This window comes from Shimia sp. NS0008-38b, from assembly GCF_040370365.1.
Lineage (GTDB): Bacteria > Pseudomonadota > Alphaproteobacteria > Rhodobacterales > Rhodobacteraceae > Shimia.
Map to the genome: position 1 here is coordinate 56,751 of NZ_BAABWQ010000001.1, position 16,683 is coordinate 73,433.

At 56.9% G+C, this 16,683-nt stretch carries 16 protein-coding genes; 5 read left to right on the forward strand and 11 right to left on the reverse strand.

The features are described 5' to 3' along the window. Positions 1 to 2: 2 nt before the first annotated feature. Positions 3 to 1,493 (forward strand): ribosome biogenesis GTPase Der, encoded by a 1,491-nt coding sequence (gene der / locus ABWV47_RS00275; protein WP_353307825.1) that lies wholly within the window; start codon positions 3 to 5, stop codon positions 1,491 to 1,493. A gap of 202 nt (positions 1,494 to 1,695) precedes the next feature. Next, a complete protein-coding gene (locus ABWV47_RS00280; RefSeq protein ID WP_353307826.1) occupies positions 1,696 to 2,679 on the forward strand; it encodes a fatty acid desaturase in 984 nt (327 codons plus the stop codon). Between the two features lie 36 nt (positions 2,680 to 2,715). Here ABWV47_RS00280 and ABWV47_RS00285 read toward each other — a convergent pair whose 3' ends face one another. Genes ABWV47_RS00285 through ABWV47_RS00325 form a run of 9 tightly spaced genes read right to left on the reverse strand, consistent with a single transcriptional unit; the run spans position 2,716 to position 9,330 of the window. Continuing rightward, positions 2,716 to 3,708, reverse strand: a complete 993-nt coding sequence (locus ABWV47_RS00285) for an energy transducer TonB family protein (RefSeq protein ID WP_353307827.1) — start codon at positions 3,706 to 3,708, stop codon at positions 2,716 to 2,718. A 6-nt stretch (positions 3,709 to 3,714) separates the two neighbouring features. Beyond that, entirely contained in the window at positions 3,715 to 4,098 is a 384-nt protein-coding gene (locus ABWV47_RS00290; RefSeq protein ID WP_353307828.1) for an ExbD/TolR family protein, read from the reverse strand. A 3-nt stretch (positions 4,099 to 4,101) separates the two neighbouring features. Then, positions 4,102 to 4,479 (reverse strand): ExbD/TolR family protein, encoded by a 378-nt coding sequence (locus ABWV47_RS00295; RefSeq protein ID WP_353307829.1) that lies wholly within the window; start codon positions 4,477 to 4,479, stop codon positions 4,102 to 4,104. Between the two features lie 3 nt (positions 4,480 to 4,482). Then, positions 4,483 to 5,151 (reverse strand): MotA/TolQ/ExbB proton channel family protein, encoded by a 669-nt coding sequence (locus ABWV47_RS00300; protein ID WP_353307830.1) that lies wholly within the window; start codon positions 5,149 to 5,151, stop codon positions 4,483 to 4,485. A 2-nt stretch (positions 5,152 to 5,153) separates the two neighbouring features. After that, entirely contained in the window at positions 5,154 to 5,534 is a 381-nt protein-coding gene (locus ABWV47_RS00305; protein ID WP_353307831.1) for a DUF8817 family protein, read from the reverse strand. Position 5,535: 1 nt separating this feature from the next. Next, complete coding sequence (locus tag ABWV47_RS00310; protein ID WP_353307832.1) at positions 5,536 to 6,327, reverse strand: heme ABC transporter ATP-binding protein; 792 nt, start codon at positions 6,325 to 6,327, stop codon at positions 5,536 to 5,538. Positions 6,328 to 6,331: 4 nt separating this feature from the next. Then, positions 6,332 to 7,408, reverse strand: coding sequence for a FecCD family ABC transporter permease (locus tag ABWV47_RS00315; protein WP_353307833.1), 1,077 nt, complete (start codon positions 7,406 to 7,408; stop codon positions 6,332 to 6,334). A gap of 3 nt (positions 7,409 to 7,411) precedes the next feature. Next, complete coding sequence (locus ABWV47_RS00320; protein ID WP_353307834.1) at positions 7,412 to 8,281, reverse strand: heme/hemin ABC transporter substrate-binding protein; 870 nt, start codon at positions 8,279 to 8,281, stop codon at positions 7,412 to 7,414. Further along, the gene (locus ABWV47_RS00325; protein WP_353307835.1) at positions 8,278 to 9,330 is read right to left on the reverse strand and encodes a hemin-degrading factor; all 1,053 of its coding nucleotides are present in this window, start codon (positions 9,328 to 9,330) and stop codon (positions 8,278 to 8,280) included. The genes ABWV47_RS00320 and ABWV47_RS00325 overlap by 4 nt, the downstream gene beginning before the upstream one ends. Before the next feature lie 243 nt (positions 9,331 to 9,573). Here ABWV47_RS00325 and ABWV47_RS00330 point away from each other — a divergent pair, with 243 nt between their 5' ends. After that, the gene (locus ABWV47_RS00330; protein ID WP_353307836.1) at positions 9,574 to 11,598 is read left to right on the forward strand and encodes a TonB-dependent receptor domain-containing protein; all 2,025 of its coding nucleotides are present in this window, start codon (positions 9,574 to 9,576) and stop codon (positions 11,596 to 11,598) included. Between the two features lie 133 nt (positions 11,599 to 11,731). Here the strand turns inward: ABWV47_RS00330 and serS are convergent, their stop codons facing one another. Together serS and ABWV47_RS00340 are read right to left on the reverse strand one after the other, a co-directional pair. Beyond that, positions 11,732 to 13,024 carry a serine--tRNA ligase gene (serS, locus tag ABWV47_RS00335; RefSeq protein WP_353307837.1) on the reverse strand — a complete coding sequence of 431 codons (1,293 nt, stop codon included), beginning with the start codon at positions 13,022 to 13,024 and terminating at the stop codon, positions 11,732 to 11,734. A gap of 88 nt (positions 13,025 to 13,112) precedes the next feature. Next, complete coding sequence (locus tag ABWV47_RS00340; protein WP_353307838.1) at positions 13,113 to 14,495, reverse strand: pentapeptide repeat-containing protein; 1,383 nt, start codon at positions 14,493 to 14,495, stop codon at positions 13,113 to 13,115. A 206-nt stretch (positions 14,496 to 14,701) separates the two neighbouring features. On the opposite strand from ABWV47_RS00340, the gene yajC reads away from it, so the two are divergent. Then, complete coding sequence (gene yajC, locus ABWV47_RS00345; protein WP_353307839.1) at positions 14,702 to 14,986, forward strand: preprotein translocase subunit YajC; 285 nt, start codon at positions 14,702 to 14,704, stop codon at positions 14,984 to 14,986. A 34-nt stretch (positions 14,987 to 15,020) separates the two neighbouring features. After that, the gene (gene secD / locus ABWV47_RS00350) at positions 15,021 to 16,682 is read left to right on the forward strand and encodes a protein translocase subunit SecD (RefSeq protein WP_353307840.1); all 1,662 of its coding nucleotides are present in this window, start codon (positions 15,021 to 15,023) and stop codon (positions 16,680 to 16,682) included. Position 16,683 lies beyond the last annotated feature (1 nt).

Here is a 16,683-nt window from a genome sequence, read left to right on the forward strand (position 1 = left end):
TCATGAGTTTCACGCTCGCCATCGTGGGCCGCCCCAATGTGGGCAAATCCACTCTATTCAACCGCCTCGTGGGCAAAAAACTGGCTTTGGTCGACGACCAGCCGGGCGTCACGCGTGATTTGCGGGAAGGGGACGCGAAACTCGCCGATCTGCGCTTCACGGTGATCGACACCGCAGGGCTGGAAGACGCCACCGATGACAGCCTCGAAGGCCGTATGCGTCGCCTGACAGAACGTGCCGTGGACATGGCGGACATCTGTCTGTTTATGATTGATGCCCGCGCCGGGGTGACCCCCACCGATATGATCTTTGCGGAGATTCTGCGCAAACGTGCCGCTCATGTAATTTTGGCGGCGAACAAAGGCGAAGGATCTGCTGCGGATGCAGGGGTGATTGAGGCCTATTCCTTGGGGCTGGGTGAGCCGATCCGCCTGTCCGCTGAGCACGGCGAGGGGCTCAACGATCTCTACGTGCATCTGATGCCGCTTGCGGATGAATTTTCAAAGAAAGCCGAAGAGTTAGCGGATAGTGTTGAAGTTGATGTAGAGATTGACGAAGACGAAGCGCAAGCTGAAATCGATCCAAATGCTTTGCGGCCATCTCAGCTGATCACCGAAAAAAGACCGCTTCAAATTGCGGTTGTTGGACGCCCAAATGCGGGTAAGTCCACGTTGATCAATCAGATCATTGGCGAGGATCGTTTGCTGACAGGCCCGGAGGCCGGCATCACGCGGGATGCGATCAGCCTGCGCACCACGTGGGGTGAAACGCCCATGCGTATTTTTGACACTGCCGGGATGCGCAAGAAGGCCAAAGTGCAGGACAAACTGGAAAAGTTGTCTGTTGGCGACGGCCTGCGTGCCGTGAAATTTGCCGAAGTGGTTGTGGTGTTGCTGGATGCCGCGATTCCTTTTGAGCAACAGGATTTGCGCATCGCGGATCTGGCGGAGCGCGAAGGCCGTGCCGTGATTGTGGCGGTGAACAAATGGGACGTCGAAGAACACAAGCAAGAGAAGCTGCGCGATCTCAAAGAGGCGTTCAACCGATTGTTGCCACAGCTGCGCGGCGCGCCGCTGATCACCGTGTCGGCCAAAACCGGTCGTGGATTGGATCGTCTGCACGACGCCATCCTGACCGCCTATGACACTTGGAACCAGCGTGTGCCTACATCTCACCTGAACCGCTGGCTTGTGGAAATGTTGCAACAGCATCCGCCACCCGCACCACAAGGCAAACGCATCAAGCTACGCTATATGACGCAGGCCAAAACCCGTCCTCCGGGCTTTGTTGTGATGTGTTCGCACCCCGATAAGCTGCCGGAAAGCTACTCGCGCTATCTGGTGAACGGGCTGCGTGAGACCTTTGACATGCCGGGCACTCCGATCCGGTTGTTCATGCGCGGGCAGGGGGATCAGAACCCCTACAAGGGCAAAAAGAAGTCCACGCCGTCACGTCTGCGCAAACATATTAAGGGGCGCGGTGCAGCACATTAGACGGCATCCTCGCGCCCAGACACCTCAGGGCGGTCTGGGCCACCCACTTTACTTGCTTTGATTTCAAACCGCCCGTTGTGAGTTCCTTTTTTCGCGCTATAGTTGGAAAGCGTGGGCCAACTGTGCTGGCTCATGCATTTTGTAGTCACCCAGGCGTTTCGGGACGCCTAGGCAGAATTTTGATTGAATAGAGGGGTTTGCGATGGACATTCGCGAGCGCTTAAAAGAATTCACCGTGCAAGATGATCGCCTTGGAGCGTTGAGCTTCTTTGGCTCCTATGCATTTTATCTGGCGACGCTCTATCTGGCGATCACCTATCAAGGTGTCTGGTACATCCTGATTCCGATGATGGTGCTAAACGGGCTGTCTGCGGTACGCCTTTACGTGCTTCAGCATGACACCGGACACGCGTCGCTATTCACCAATCGCAAGCACAATGATTGGGCCGGCGATGCGCTTTCCGTGGTGACCTTTGCGCCTTATGCGGCCATGCGTCTCAACCACAACATGCACCACAGCCACATTGGGAATCTGGAACATCGTGAAACCGGTGAGATTCACACCATGACTTTGCGAGAGTGGACAGAGGCCGGCTTTTGGCAACGCCTGCAATATCGGCTCTATCGCAATCCCTTTGTCCTGATCCCTTTGGGCAGTCTGTTTACCTATTTTATTCGCTACCGGTGGCCCAAAAATGCCCATACGGTTTGGCGCTCTGTTGTGCTGCACAATGTTGTGATTTTCACCTATATGGCGGTGATCTTTGCACTCGCAGGCTGGACCGGTGTGTTGATTTGGTTCCTGGCATCGTTTTTTGGCGGCATGGTTGGGGTGTTTATGGTCTACCTTCAGCACAATTTTGAAGACACGTACTGGGACCGCCGTCCGGATTTAGATCCACGTATCGCGGCCCTTCAGGGCTCTTCGGCGTTGGATCTTGGCTGGTGGATGGATTTGGCCTCGGCCAATATCGCCTATCATGACATCCACCATTTCAATGCACGAATTCCGCATTACAACCTGCGCAAATGCCACCAGATGATCCGGGACGAGTACGACCTGCCTACGATTGAGTGGCCGGAGGCCATACGCTCTTTTTCCCTGAAGTTGTGGGATGAGGACGCCGGGCGTCTGGTCCCTTTCCCCAAGAAGGGTGCAACACAGAAACCTGTTGCGGCAGAATAAGAAAATGCGCTGCAATTTCGCAGCGCAACTTCAACATCAGCGGGACGCTATTGGGATGTCAAAACTCTGCTTCCCGACACTCAATCCTTTTGGGGCTTTGGGCAGACGTTTGACATTTTTCACCGCTGAGAGCGCAAGCCGGTCGATCTTGTCGTTGCCTGATGATTTCACAAGCTTGGCCGCCAAAAGATCACCTTTGCCTGACACAGTGACTCGGATCACCGCTGTGCCTTTTCCGGCCCCTTTGGGAGAACGTTGCGCCACGCGTGCGCGCACCTGACTCCCCCACTTACGCATCAGAGATGTCTGTTTGGCGTTTGATTTTGTGGCAACTTCTGCCTGTCCATTGTCACCTTTTGCAGTTTTCCCTCCTGATCCGCTGGCCTTGCGCGCCTCGACCTGAATGCTGGCTTGTGATGATTGCGCGGTGGTGGTTTTTGGCGGCTCGGGAGTCGGTGTTGGTTGCGGTGGCTTTGGCGGTGCGGGGGGCGCTGGAGATGGCGGTGTTGGTGGACTCTGCGGGGTGTGATCGGCTGTGATCTCAAGTTTTTTTGGGGGGGTTGGCGTTTGCGGTGTGTCAGGCACCGATGCCGTTTGCGGGTCCAATATCGGTTCAGATGGAACCTGCTGTGGCGCGGCCGGAGCCATGTCTGTCTCAGGTATGGAAGCCGGGGCAGGCGGCAGCACTGGCAGGGGCGGCGCATCATGGGATGCAACAGGCATGCTGAACTCTGGTGCCGCGCTGTTTGGTGCGGTTGGGGTTTTGGGGGCCGGAGGTGTGTGGACTGCGGGCTGCGTCGTTGGAGGAGCTGGCGCAACAGGGCTCTCGACCTGATCAGTGGCTTGGGGTGGGCTGTCCCACGTTTGAACCATGGTCTTGATGCTGGCATTGGACGCCATCATCTGCAGAAGATCGTCGCCTCCATCACCGGCACTGACCAACCCAGTCTCATCAGGTGGCGTCAGAAAAGAAAGGTGCAGACCAACCGCCATGGCTGCAAACATCAAAATTTCCAGAAACGTGCGCATGTTTGGCTACCGTGATGTTGAGATAAGCTTGAGGTGACGCACACCCACGCTGGCTAATTTTGGCAACAGGGCGGCGATGGTTTCGGCCGGCACTGCCCGATCTGCGCGCAGCATCAACGCATCCCCGTCCATGGAGTCCTTAAGCGCGCTCAAAACCGCGTCCTCGCCGCGCGCATCGCCATAGGCCATTTCACCTTCCGCAGACACATGAAGGGTTTGACTGCCTTCTGCAGGCGCCTCAGCAAGTGACTCAGGGGGGCTGACTTCAAATGGCTCAGGGGGCGCAATCTGTGCCGTCATCAAAAAGAAAATCAGCAACAGAAACACCACGTTGATCATGGGAATGATACTCTCACCCATGTCACGTTTTTGAGGCCGGGCCATTTTCATCGGTTACTCCACCAACACCAAGGTTTCGTAGCCTGCACTGGACAGACGCTCCATCACCACAACAACGCGTTGCAGATCCGCCTCATCACGGGCGCGCAGCACAATAGCGTCGTCATGCGACAACATCATTGTCCCCAGATCAGAGAGCAGATCCTCAATCGCTGTTTCAACACCATTCAGTCGCACCGCGTCCGGGGTGATCTCCACCAAACGTGGTGGGCCCTGATAAGGCGTATCGGCGGCACCGGTCAGGGGCAGGTTGATCTCAACCTCCTGTCCAAACCGCGATGCCAGCATAAAAAACACCAACAGCAAAAACACCACATCGATCATCGGTGTCAGGCTGGGCTTGCGCCGGATCTGTGCGGGGGCGAATTTCATGGATCACTCAGCGGCGGCAAGCACAGGGCTTGTGCCCGGTGCATCACGGGTCAGGATGCGGGTTGCGGCATCTTCCATGTCGGTTTGCGCGCGGTTTGCGACACTCTCAAACCATGTCAATGCAACCGAGGCCGGGATCGCAACCGCCATGCCGGCGGCGGTGGTCAGGAGCGCCTCCCAGATGCCGCCTGCCAAAGCTGCCGGATCGGCGCGTGAGCCAGCTTCTTGCAAGGTTTGAAACGCGGCGATCATGCCCAAAACGGTGCCCAGCAAGCCGAGCAGCGGCGCAATGGTTGCGATCAGCTCCAATGCGCGCAGCCCACTTCTGGCGCGAGACAGCTGTCGTTGTGCGACACGCTCCACTTCTTCGCGAAGGTCTGTTGCATTGAAGGTCCCGTTGAGGCGCGCGGTGATTGCTGTGCGCGCCACCACGGCCCGGATAGAGCGGCGATGTATCAGAAGATCACGTGCAGCTGTTGCCTGTCCGTTTGTCCAAAGGTCTACGGCGCGCTCCGTGGTCCGGCCAGCCCAGGCCCCCATCAGCACCAATCGCCAGACCTTCCACAAAATCAACGCCAATGTGAGAACCGACAAGGCCGCGATCGCCCATATCGACGGGCCACCCATTTCCAGAAAACTCTGAGCTTCAGCCCATCGTGCGGTCAGGTCCATCTTTAGGACTCCCAATTTGGGGCGTCAAAACCCACGGGCAAAGCATCAGAAGACATGCCAAACTTCAGCAGGTTGCCATGTGGATCGTGCAGATAGAATTCTGTCATGCCCCAATCGCGCTTGGTGATGTCGCTAAGCCGCGCGGCTCCACGCGCTTTGAGCGTCGCATGCAACTCAAGAATGCCGCCGCCTCGGATGTAGCAACTGGTTTCCTTGCAGGCCTCTGGCCTGTCGGTGTGGCTGTAGTGAATTTCAATCCCATGGCCGCGCAGGATGGCATAGCCGCCAAGGGTTTCGACGTCAAAGCCCAAGCTTTCGGCAAAAACGCAGGTCTCTGCCACAGAAGGGGTGAGTAAGATTGGTATGGTCTGAAGGTCTGTCATGTCACTCAGCTGCAATGGATGAATTTGCCATATGTGGAAGTAGGTAGGTGCCCGCGGACGGGGCCGTGTTGACCCGCACATTGCATTGATACGCACGGCTTAAGAGCCCGTCGGTAAAGACGTTTTCCGCAGTATCTTGCTTAAGGATGCGTCCCTCTGCGATCAGAGCCACAGAATCTGCAAACATGGCGGTCAGGTTCAAATCATGCATCACCGCCACAACGCCGCCGCCTGCATCTGCATAGTCTCGAGCAATCTGCATCACCTGTAGCTGATGCCCGATATCGAGCGCGGACACCGGCTCGTCGAGAAACAACCAACGGGGAGCGCCGTTCTCAAGAGGTGTCCAAACTTGCGCCAACACGCGCGCCAATTGCACCCGTTGTTGCTCTCCGCCAGAGAGTTCCTGATAGAAGCGCCCCCCAAATCCGGTCAGGCCAACCCGTTCCAGCGCACGCGGGATAAGGTGTTCACGCCCGGCGGTGATGCCACTGGTCAAGCCAAGCCGGACCACTTCGACGACGGTGAACGGAAAGGCCAGCGGGGTCGACTGTGGCAACACAGCACGGATTGCGGCGAGTTCCCAAGGTTTTGCGCTGACAATGTCACGGCCATTTAGAACGACCTCTCCGCCATAGGTGTTCTCACCCGTGATGGCGCGCATAAGGGTGGTTTTGCCTGACCCGTTGGGGCCAACGATGGCGGTCACCTGTCCAGCGGTGGCCTGAAAATCAACCGCGTGTAAAATCTCACTTCGGCCATAGGACACGGTTATATTGTTTGCTGTTAGCATGGTTTCACATATCCAGCACGCCGCGTTGACGCAGCAAAATCCATAGGAAAAACGGGCCGCCCAATGTGGCGGTGACGATGCCGATTGGCAGTTCGGCAGGCGCGATGATCACCCGGCTGATGACATCCGCAACCAACAGTAGCGCCGCGCCAAGGATCGCAGAATTTAGCAACAGATAGCGGTGATCTGGCCCAACCAGCAGGCGAAGAAGATGTGGGACAACAATGCCTACAAATCCAATGCCGCCGGACACCGCCACGGAGGCACCAACGGCGCAGGCCACCATCAGAATGGCGCTGTTTTTCAGCTGCTGAACCGGAATGCCCATATGCGCTGCTGCTGCTTCCCCCAAAGCCAAGCCGTTTAGGCCACGGGCCAGAAAGGGCAGGGCAGCAAGCGCCAGCAGAATGAGGGGGGCTGAGGTGAATACTTTGGACCATGTCGCGCCTGCAATCGATCCCATGCCCCAAAAGGTCAGGGTCCGCAGCTGTGCGTCGTCTGCCATATAGACCAACACACCTTGCACGGCGCCCATCAAAGCAGAGAGCGCGATGCCGGCCAAAAGCATGGTGGCGATGGACGTGCGTCCGCTGCGCGTGGCGACACGGTAGAGCAGCAACATAGACCCCCACGCCCCGACAAATGCCGCAACAGGCACGACATAATATCCCAGAAGCGACGTGATCGCGGCGGGCAAATAAGCGCCCAATACAATCGCGATGATCGCGCCAAACCCCGCACCAGCGCTCACACCGACCAAACCGGGATCCGCCAGTGGGTTGCGAAACAGCCCCTGCATGACCGCACCAGACGCGGCCAACGCGGCCCCGACAAGTGCGCCCATCACCGTGCGCGGCAGACGGATGTCAAGCAAGACCACGCGATCACGTAGTTCCAACGGAACACCTCGCACAAGATCAAACAGCCCTTGCCAAAGTGAGGTGCCGGCCGCGCCAATAGCAAGGCTGGCCAGCATGGCGCAACTGAGCAGCAACAGAAGCACCAAGGACAGCAAGCGCGCCTGTGCGCTGCGATCCCCGTCAAGCACCGTGCTGGGCGAGTTTTGCGTTAGAACCGTCATTGGTCAGCTGCCTGTTTCTTTCAGCGCAGCTGAGAGTTTTTCAATCGCTTCTGCGGTGCGCACCGAAAATCCTGTCATCAGCATGCCATCTAATCGCACCACAGCCCTATTTTGACCGGCTGGTGTCGCCGCAATGGCGGGGTGTGAAAACAATTGTTCGTCGGTGATGGCTGCGTCGCCTTCGCGCGCCATCAGTAGGATCACGTCTGGCTGGCTGGAAATCACCGCTTCGTCTGTGAGTGGTTTCCATCCTTCAAAGACTGAGGTTGCGTTTGTGCCACCGGCCAAAGTGATGATCCCATCCGCAGATGTCTGGGACCCTGCCGCCATAATGCGCCCCCCTGTCATGGAGAGGATAAACAAGACGTTTGGTTGGTGATCGGTGTTTGTGGCCTGTACTGCAGCGTCAATCTTCTCAGACACATCTGTCACCAAATGGTCGCCCTTGGTGGGCACACCCAGCGCGTTTGCCACCACTTTGATTTTCTCCAGAACGGCGTCTTTGGTGAACCCATCGGGCACCCAGACGATCGGGATACTTGCTGATTCAAGCAATTCCACAGTCTCCAGAGGCCCGGCGCCTTCTTTGGCGATGATCAAATCGGGGTTCACTGACAAAATGCCTTCAGCGGACAAGGCACGGATGTAGCCGACGTTTGGTAGGTCCAACGCAGGTTGTGGATGGTTCGAGGTTGTATCGCGTGCCACCAAACGATGCTCTTCACCCAGCGCATAGACGATTTCTGTTATGCCTCCCCCCAAGGAAGCAATACGATGTGCCGGCTCATCGGCACGTCCGGAGGCGGCGATCACCACCACCAAAACGGCGCTCATCAGCAACTGAAGCCGTGATATCCCTGTTAGTCGCCTCATGCTGCCACAAGGCCTTTCTCAGCCTCAAGATCGGCCACAAGGGCGTTCCAACCTGCTGCGGCGTCTTCTCCACGCAACACCCCAAAGAATTGCGCGATCACCCAGCCGTCCGCATCAAACGCCTCGATCGAAATGGCCGGTCCACGCTTAGTGTTTTTGGTGACAGCCCAAACCTCAGCGATGTGGTCGGTGCGCAAATGTAGATCAAATCCGGGATCTAACACATTGATCCAAGGCCCCATTTCAACAATGCGCTTCACGGGTCCTGTGTGAATTTCAATGCAACCAGGGTTGCCTACAAAAACCATGATCGGCACCGCACGGTCCGCCGCTTGATGCAGAAGCGTGGTCACCGCCTCAGGTGCCAGCTGGCGCGCATACGGTGCACCGGCGAGATGATATGCACCCAAACGGTTCATTTTCAATTTGCGAGTCATCTGCAAGAATTGGTGTGTGTCGGTCAGCTTGTCCCACTCAGCGCGCAGGATATCGGCTTTTTCCGGATCCGCCTTTGGACCTTCCACAGGTTGGCGTGGGGACACGGACAGTGTGTCAGACTGATCAGGGTGACGCAGCTCTTCAACCACGTGATCCCATTCCTCAATCACCGAGCTTTCGCGCAAGTGCACTTTGTGAATGGCATCCCCGGCGGCATCAAAAACCTGTAAGGAACGCTGCACGCCTTTGTCGGTCTGTTTCTCAACCGCAAAGCCGTGCACCCATTGTTTTGGGAACATACGCATATCGATCTGTTCATTCAAAATCATCGCGGCATGCTGGCCTGCGGTGAATTTGTCGTAGATACCGACTTTCTCGATCACGCAGCTCTCGTTGCGCGTCAGCGCCATAACTTCGCCCAAACGTGCAACCGCAGGCATAAGGCTCTCAAGCTCAGCGTGGATCCGCGTGACTCCATGGCCTGTGTGTGCCGCAACAAGCTGCGCCTCGCTCACGCCGAGTTTTTGGGCCAGATCGCGCTCGCGCATCTTGGCGTTTTCGATCTTTGCGGCGCGGATGTCTTCGGACGACAAAACGTCTCCCATGGTCATGGAAGTCTCCTGAGTGCTGGTGTTTTTGAAATACGTCTGGCTGTCCGTCGAACGGGGTGTTGCCGATCGACACACTTGCTGGTGTATCGTGACTCTTCGGTGAATCACATTGTTGACAGAATTAGTCGGAAAAATTATGGAACGCAAGTCTGCCGAACGACTCGGTGGAAAAACACTCAACAAACCAAGCCAGTGCCAGCTCCTCCGCCAGCAGATCTAACTGACTTCTGGAAAGGGACAACCATGCGCGCGCGAACATCTATTCGGACCGCACTGATGTGCGGCGCCGCCGCAATTATTGCTTCACCAGTCTGGGCACAAGACAACGATACTGTCATTGAGCTCGACCCGATTTTCCTCGGCAAAAGCAAACGAGAAGTGCAAACGGACATCGCAGAAAGCGAAACGGTCATCGGGCAGGAAGAAATGAATGACCGGCAGGCCAGCACGATTGCTGAGCTGGTAGATTCTGTGCCAGGTGTCACCTTGATCAACGGCGCATCACCACAAGGGTCAGGCATCAACATCCGTGGTTTTGGCGCCAATCCCACTTACGGCAGCGACCAGAAAGTGTTGATCCAGATCGACGGCGCGTCAGTTGGTTCAGAAGAGCTCTATCGTATTGGTACCCAGCTCTATACTGACCCTGAACTCTACAAAGAGGTCACGGTTCTGCGCGGCATGGGCGGATCTTACGAGTATGGATCAGGGGCCATCGGTGGGACAATCCTTTTGGAAACCAAAGACGCGTCTGATTTCACCAACGGGGAACTTGGGTTCCGCTTCAGAGAGACCTTACAGTACAACTCAAATGGTGATGGCTTTACGTCGTCTTCAATTTTGGCCTGGCAGCCGACGGAAGACTTTGAAGTTTTGGGGAACTACACCTATCGGAACCAGGGGCTGCAGACGGATGGCAGCGGTGCGATCATCGGAAACTCTGATTTCTCTCTGCCATCAGCCGCGCTCAAACTGCGCAAATTCTTTGGCGATGCCAAAGAGCATAGGTTTGAACTGTCACTCAGCGACACCAACTCCGAAGCGTTGGATGTGCCCTATGACAGCTTTGGCACCACAACTGACTCCTTTGGAAACGTGGATCGGTTCACACACACGCAAACGGGCGTGCTCACCTACGGCTACAATCCCGCAGACAACGATCTGATCGATCTGTCGGTTGTGCTGAGCTACGCCAACCAAGAAATCGAACAGAGCTACGTTGCGGGCAGCTCTTCGCTGGAAGGCACACCGTCGTTTCCATTCTTGCTGCCTTTGGTTGAGGCCGATCATCAATATGAAACCACCAAACTCACTGTAAAGAACGCATCGACCTTTGCGACGGGCAATGTGACGCACAACATGCGCTACGGCGCTGAGTTTAGCCAACGTGATCGTTTGGACGCCTCGTCGGCTCCGGGCGGCACAGATGAACGGCTGGCTCTGTTCTTGGTTGACGAAATGGATTTTGGCAACGGGCTCATACTGACACCGGGAGTGCGCTATGAGGATCAACACATCGGCGGAAGTGGCACCTACTACGACAATTCCGCGCTGATGGGCGGCATTTCGGCGTATTATGGCTTCCAAAGCGGATGGGGCGTGTTTGGGAGCGCGGGCTACACCGAAAACATGCCGATTATCGATGATTTGGGAACAGCCGCCTACATGACGCAACCGGAAAAAGGCCGCAACTTCGAGCTTGGGTTCTCGTTTGACAATGCGTCTGTGTTCTCTGAGTCAGATCAATTGGGCTTCAAAGTCACAGGCTATAAGACCGATGTTTGGGATGTCACCTCCTACTCGCATACGGTTGGGACGACGTCATATCCCGTGACAGAAATCAACACACGCGGGTTGGAAATTGAGGGTCGGTACGCCCATGCCTCCGGCGCCTATGTTGACCTGAACGCCAATATCCAACGCGGCACGTTCCGCGCGCCGACAGCGCCCGCAGGGGATCAAAACGGAGACTGGAGAGGGATTCCAGCCGATCAGCTGCGCCTGACATTGGGCAAACGTTGGGGTGAGACCATCGATCTCAGCTGGGAGATTGTTGCGGATGCCAATATGTCGCGTTCAACCTCACCCACACCATCGCAAGTGGTCAACAATGTGCGGGCCACGTTCCGTCCGCAGTCCGGGGTGTTGGAAGGTGCCGAAGTGCGTGTAGGTCTGGAGAATGTGTTTGATGAACTCTACACACCTCACTTGGCGACCCGTCCCGCGCCCGGCAGAACGCTGAAACTGTCTTTGGCAAAAACGTTCTAAGACAAAAGAGATGGCAGCAAGTGGCCAGAGTGTGCAGCGGCGTGTTGCCACTCTGGTCCAGCGCATCGTTTGAAACACAAAAAAGGCGCGACCAAATTGGGTCGCGCCTTTTTACATGTTTGGCTTAAGGGTGTTACACCAGCACACCGGCGGGTGTCAGAACGGTTTTGCCGCCTAGATAAGGCACAAGCGCCTCTGGCAGCTGCACAGAGCCATCCGCCTGTTGACCGTTTTCCAGCACCGCAATCAGACAGCGGCCGACAGCAAGGCCAGAGCCGTTGAGCGTGTGCACATACTCAGGCTTGCCACCATCTGTTGGGCGGAACCGCGCATTCATACGACGGGCTTGAAACGCACCGGTGGTGGAGACAGAGCTGATCTCGCGATAGGTGTCCTGACCGGGAATCCACGCCTCGATGTCAAAGGTGCGGCGCGCGCCAAAACCCATGTCACCGGTGCACAGCACCACGGTGCGATAGGGAATGTCGAGCTTTTCCAGAATGCCCTCAGCACAGCGCAACATACGTTTCTGCTCCGCGTCACTCTCATCCGGATGGGTCACCGACACCATCTCCACCTTCTCAAACTGGTGCTGACGCAGCATGCCGGAGGTGTCTTTGCCTGCACTGCCCGCCTCGCTGCGGAAACACAGCGAATGCGCCGTGTAGCGGATCGGCAGCGCGCTTTGCTCCAAGATGTCACCGGCCACCGAGTAGGTCAGCGGAATTTCCGACGTGGAGATCAACCACCAGCCATTGGTGGTCTGATAGCTGTCCTCGGCAAATTTGGGCAACTTATCAGTGCCATACATCGCCTCATCGCGCACCAGAACCGGGGTGTTGACCTCGGTCAGACCGTTCTCATCCACATGGGTGTCGATCATAAACTGCGCCAGCGCGCGGTGAATGCGCGCCACGGCGCCTTTGAGCATCACAAACCGCGCGCCCGAGATTTTGGCGGCGGTTTCAAAATCCATCGCAGCCGCAACGCCTTTGATCTCAAAGTGCTCGACGGGGGCAAAATCCATGTCACGCGGCGTGCCCCAGCGGGACACTTCCACGTTGTCATCTTCATCCGCGCCCTCTGGCACATCGTCCGCAGGCAGGTTGGCAATGCGCGCCAAAGCGTCGGTCAGCTTGGCGTCAAGCTCCTTGGCCTCGTTTTGCATGTCGGCCACTTCGGATTTCTTCTCGCCCACCAGCGCGCGCAGCCGTTCGAACTCGGCCTCGTCACCTTTGGCTTTGGCGGCACCAACCTCTTTGGCAGCCACCTTCTGGGCGGCCTGCGCAGCCTCAGCGGCGCCAATTTTGGCGCGGCGTTCTTCGTCCAAAGCCAGCAGAGATGAGGACATGGCCGCGTCCCCACGCCGCGCCAGGGCGGCGTCAAAAGCGGCCGGGTTCTCGCGGATCGCCTTGATATCATGCATCGGTCTTGTCCTTTGGATCGTGTGAATCTGTAGGGCCTTATATGCCGAAACGATCCGCAAAGGGGAAGGGTGGTGTTCGCTGAAAAGACTACTTGGGACTCTCCACCCCTTTGCGCGCCGCAAACGCGCGCCATTGGGTGTCGTAGTCTATCTCGTTCAGCTTTTCATTTGGCCAAGTTGCCGGACGCCTCACATCTTCCGGAAGCTTCGTTGTGCCATCGCCAAACACCGCGTCGATATGGATGGCAATCTGTGGTATATCCGTAAAATCAACAAACCTCACAGACGCACCTGCAAAGAAGGCGTCTGTGAGGTTTGTTGAAATATCCAGTTTTGCGCTGTTGAGGTCAGCCCCCTGCAGTTCCGCGCCCACGAGGTAAGCCCCCCGCAGTTCCGCGCTGTTGAGGTCAGCCCCCTGCAGTTCCGCACTGATGAGGTCAGCCCCCTGCAGTTCCGCACTGATGAGGTCAGCCCCCTGCAGTTCCGCGCCCACGAGGTCAGCCCCCTGCAGTTTTGCGCCCCAGAGGTTAGCCCCCTGCAGTTCCGCACTGATGAGGTGAGCCTCCTGCAGTTCCGCACCCATGAGGTTAGCCCCCTGCAGTTTCGCGTTTGTCAGTTGGGCCTTGTCAAAACTTAGGCCTGAAAGGTCCATCGCTTGCAAATTGGCCTTGCGCAGGTCAATCGACAGGGTGGAGGTGTCTACATCGGTTATGGTGGCCAGTCGGCCCAAAACCTGCACCGCGTTTTGCATGTCCGACCGGGGGATGGTCAATTTGTGGGCCCAGTCTTTCAACGTTTCCACATCCTCGGTGTCCGGAGTCGGCTGTGCTGGAATTTCATCTGACAGTTCACGCACATACACGCTCAGCAGGCGGGAGACCCGCGCGGCCTCCTGCGGCTCTTCACGCACGAGGCCTTCAAGCCGGTCAATTGCCGCATTGCGGCGCACAATGTCATCTTCCCACAGCGTTTCCCATTTGCGCACACCCACCTTTTTCGAAATCTGTCGCTGCGCATGCAGATCCGCTGCGGCTTCGGTGATCTTTTGATTAAACAGCGATGCTTTGGCGGTGTGCGTTTGGTCTTGTGTGAGTTTGAGCCGGATCACGGTGAAGGGCAGGGCGACCGTGGCCCCCAATGTGGCTGTCAAAGCCGCCAGTTGGATCAGCGGAAAGCGGTTGGCGGTGAAATCATCCGCAAAAAACAGTTGGTGGCCTATCATGCCAATGGTGACGACCAATCCTGCAAACAGGCACAGGGCCAGAACCATCCATAACAGGACCAGCAGGAAAAACAGCGCTTCCGGCATGTCCTGTGCCCCCAGCGCCTTTCGCACATTCACATTCTTGGCGTCTGCATCCTCACGTGAGGTTGGCAGCACCGCGTAAATCAGGCCTGACAGCACAACAATGCCTGCAAGGGTGACACATAGCCAAAACACCTGTGGCTCAATCGGAAGGGTGGTGTGCACCTAAATACCTCTGCTCAAATGTTCAGGTCACTCTAGAGTTGCACCCGTCACAGGTCCACCCGTCCGGCGGCGTTTGCGTCTTAAATCCGTGCACAAAGGGGGGCATGTGTATTTCCCATCATCTCACCTTGCATGTGGCGCCAAGGGCTCATAGGTTCCCTGCGACTTTTACGGGGCAACCCCGCACTTACAGAGGACCTGACATCATGGACCAAATTGGCCAGTTTCTGCCGCTCATTCTGATCTTTGCGATCATGTATTTCCTGCTGATCCGCCCACAGCAGAAAAAAGTTAAAGAGCACCAAGCCATGGTTGCGGCTGTGCGTCGTGGCGACCAAGTGGTGACCCAAGGCGGTCTGATCGGCAAAATCAGCAAGGTCAAAGACGACAACGAAGTTGAGGTTGAGCTGGCCGAAGGTGTGAAAGTGCGTGTGGTGAAGTCCACCATCGCCAACGTCACATCCAAGACCGAGCCGGCCAAAGCCGACTAAGCACCCCATAAACAAGACCAACAGGGCATCTAACATGCTGCAAATTGACCTTTGGAAACGGGTCCTGATCTGGCTCACCTGCGCGGTGGGCCTGCTTCTGGCCATGCCAAACGCGTTTTATCCGAGGGTTGAGGCCCATAATGATGCCGTTGCTGCCATTGAGGCAGGGCAAACCGGGGAGGCGCTTGAGGCACAGGTTGCAGGCTGGCCCTCAGCTTTGCCCAGCCGTCTGGTGAACCTTGGTCTTGATTTGCGCGGTGGTGCGCATCTTTTGGCAGAGGTCAAAGTGGCTGAGGTCTATGAGGCGCGCATGAAAAGCATGTGGCCCGAAGTGCGTGACCTTCTGCGGGCTGAACGGGCCACCATTGGCACCATCCGCCTGCAACCGTCACCGCCGGAACAGTTGCGCGTGAAGATCTCCAAACCGGAGGCGGTTCAAGACGCCGCGTCCTTGGTGCGTGGTCTGTCTCGCCCTGTGACGTCCATCACCGGGGCGGGCGCAAGCGATATTGTTGTCTCCACCGATGGTGATGTGATTGTGGTGGAGCTGTCCGATGCCGAAAAGCTGGCCACCGATCAGCGCACGGTGCAGCAGGCTCTGGAGATCATCCGGCGCCGGATTGATGAGGTTGGCACACGCGAACCCACCATTCAGCGCCAAGGTGCAGACCGCATTCTCATTCAGGTGCCCGGTATCGGCTCCGCCTCAGAGCTTAAAGGGCTGATTGGCACCACAGCGCAACTGACGTTTAACCCGGTGGTGGGCCGCGCCAGCAGCGCGGATGCATCCGCCGGTGTGGGCAATGAAGTTCTGCCATCACTGGACGAAGAGGGTGTGTTCTACATCGTAGAAAGCGCCCCCGTTGTGACCGGCGAAGATTTGGTTGATGCACAACCGAGCTTTGATCAAAACAACCGCCCAGCTGTGTCTTTCCGGTTTAACGCCTCAGGCGGCCGCAAATTTGGCAATTACACAGCGGACAATATCGGCAGCCCCTTTGCGATTGTGCTGGACGGTGAAGTGATTTCTGCCCCTGTTATTCAAGCGCATATCTCAGGGGGCTCCGGCATCATCACCGGGCGGTTTTCTGTGGAAGAAAGCACCAACCTTGCGGTGCTGCTGCGCGCAGGTGCTTTGCCTGCCGGCCTTGAGTTCCTAGAGGAGCGCACCATTGGGCCAGAGTTGGGGCAAGACAGCATCGAGGCTGGGCGCATCGCCTGTATCGTGGCTTTTGTCGCAGTGCTTGTGTTCATGTTCCTCAGCTACGGCACCTTTGGTATCTTCGCCAACATCGCCCTCATCATCAACGTCGGTCTGATCTTTGGTTTGTTGTCGCTGATTGGTGCGACGCTGACGTTGCCGGGCATTGCCGGTATCGTGCTGACCATCGGTATGGCGGTGGACGCCAACGTGCTGGTGTTTGAACGCATCCGAGAAGAGCTCAAATCCGCCAAAGGCCCGGCCCGCGCAATTGAGCTTGGCTATGAGAAGGCGCTCTCTGCCATTCTGGATGCCAATATCACCACCTTCATCACCGCTGTGATCCTCTTTGCGGTAGGCTCCGGCCCGGTACGCGGCTTCGCCATCACGCTCGGCCTTGGCATAATCACCTCTGTCTTCACCGCGATCTTTGTGACCCGTGTGATGATTGTGATGTGGTTTGAACGCCGCCGACCCAAGACAATCGAGGTATAAG

Bases quoted from the DNA above. Each gene is read 5' to 3' on its own strand.
- secD (WP_353307840.1), top strand. From the start codon at position 15,021: ATGCTGCAAATTGACCTTTGGAAACGGGTCCTGATCTGGCTCACCTGC.
- ABWV47_RS00295 (WP_353307829.1), bottom strand. From the start codon at position 4,479: ATGAAATTCGCCCCCGCACAGATCCGGCGCAAGCCCAGCCTGACACCG.
- ABWV47_RS00320 (WP_353307834.1), bottom strand. From the start codon at position 8,281: ATGAGGCGACTAACAGGGATATCACGGCTTCAGTTGCTGATGAGCGCC.
- yajC (WP_353307839.1), top strand. From the start codon at position 14,702: ATGGACCAAATTGGCCAGTTTCTGCCGCTCATTCTGATCTTTGCGATC.
- ABWV47_RS00305 (WP_353307831.1), bottom strand. From the start codon at position 5,534: ATGACAGACCTTCAGACCATACCAATCTTACTCACCCCTTCTGTGGCA.
- ABWV47_RS00330 (WP_353307836.1), top strand. From the start codon at position 9,574: ATGCGCGCGCGAACATCTATTCGGACCGCACTGATGTGCGGCGCCGCC.
- ABWV47_RS00280 (WP_353307826.1), top strand. From the start codon at position 1,696: ATGGACATTCGCGAGCGCTTAAAAGAATTCACCGTGCAAGATGATCGC.
- der (WP_353307825.1), top strand. From the start codon at position 3: ATGAGTTTCACGCTCGCCATCGTGGGCCGCCCCAATGTGGGCAAATCC.
- ABWV47_RS00290 (WP_353307828.1), bottom strand. From the start codon at position 4,098: ATGAAAATGGCCCGGCCTCAAAAACGTGACATGGGTGAGAGTATCATT.
- ABWV47_RS00315 (WP_353307833.1), bottom strand. From the start codon at position 7,408: ATGACGGTTCTAACGCAAAACTCGCCCAGCACGGTGCTTGACGGGGAT.
- serS (WP_353307837.1), bottom strand. From the start codon at position 13,024: ATGCATGATATCAAGGCGATCCGCGAGAACCCGGCCGCTTTTGACGCC.
- ABWV47_RS00325 (WP_353307835.1), bottom strand. From the start codon at position 9,330: ATGACCATGGGAGACGTTTTGTCGTCCGAAGACATCCGCGCCGCAAAG.
- ABWV47_RS00300 (WP_353307830.1), bottom strand. From the start codon at position 5,151: ATGGACCTGACCGCACGATGGGCTGAAGCTCAGAGTTTTCTGGAAATG.
- ABWV47_RS00310 (WP_353307832.1), bottom strand. From the start codon at position 6,327: ATGCTAACAGCAAACAATATAACCGTGTCCTATGGCCGAAGTGAGATT.
- ABWV47_RS00285 (WP_353307827.1), bottom strand. From the start codon at position 3,708: ATGCGCACGTTTCTGGAAATTTTGATGTTTGCAGCCATGGCGGTTGGT.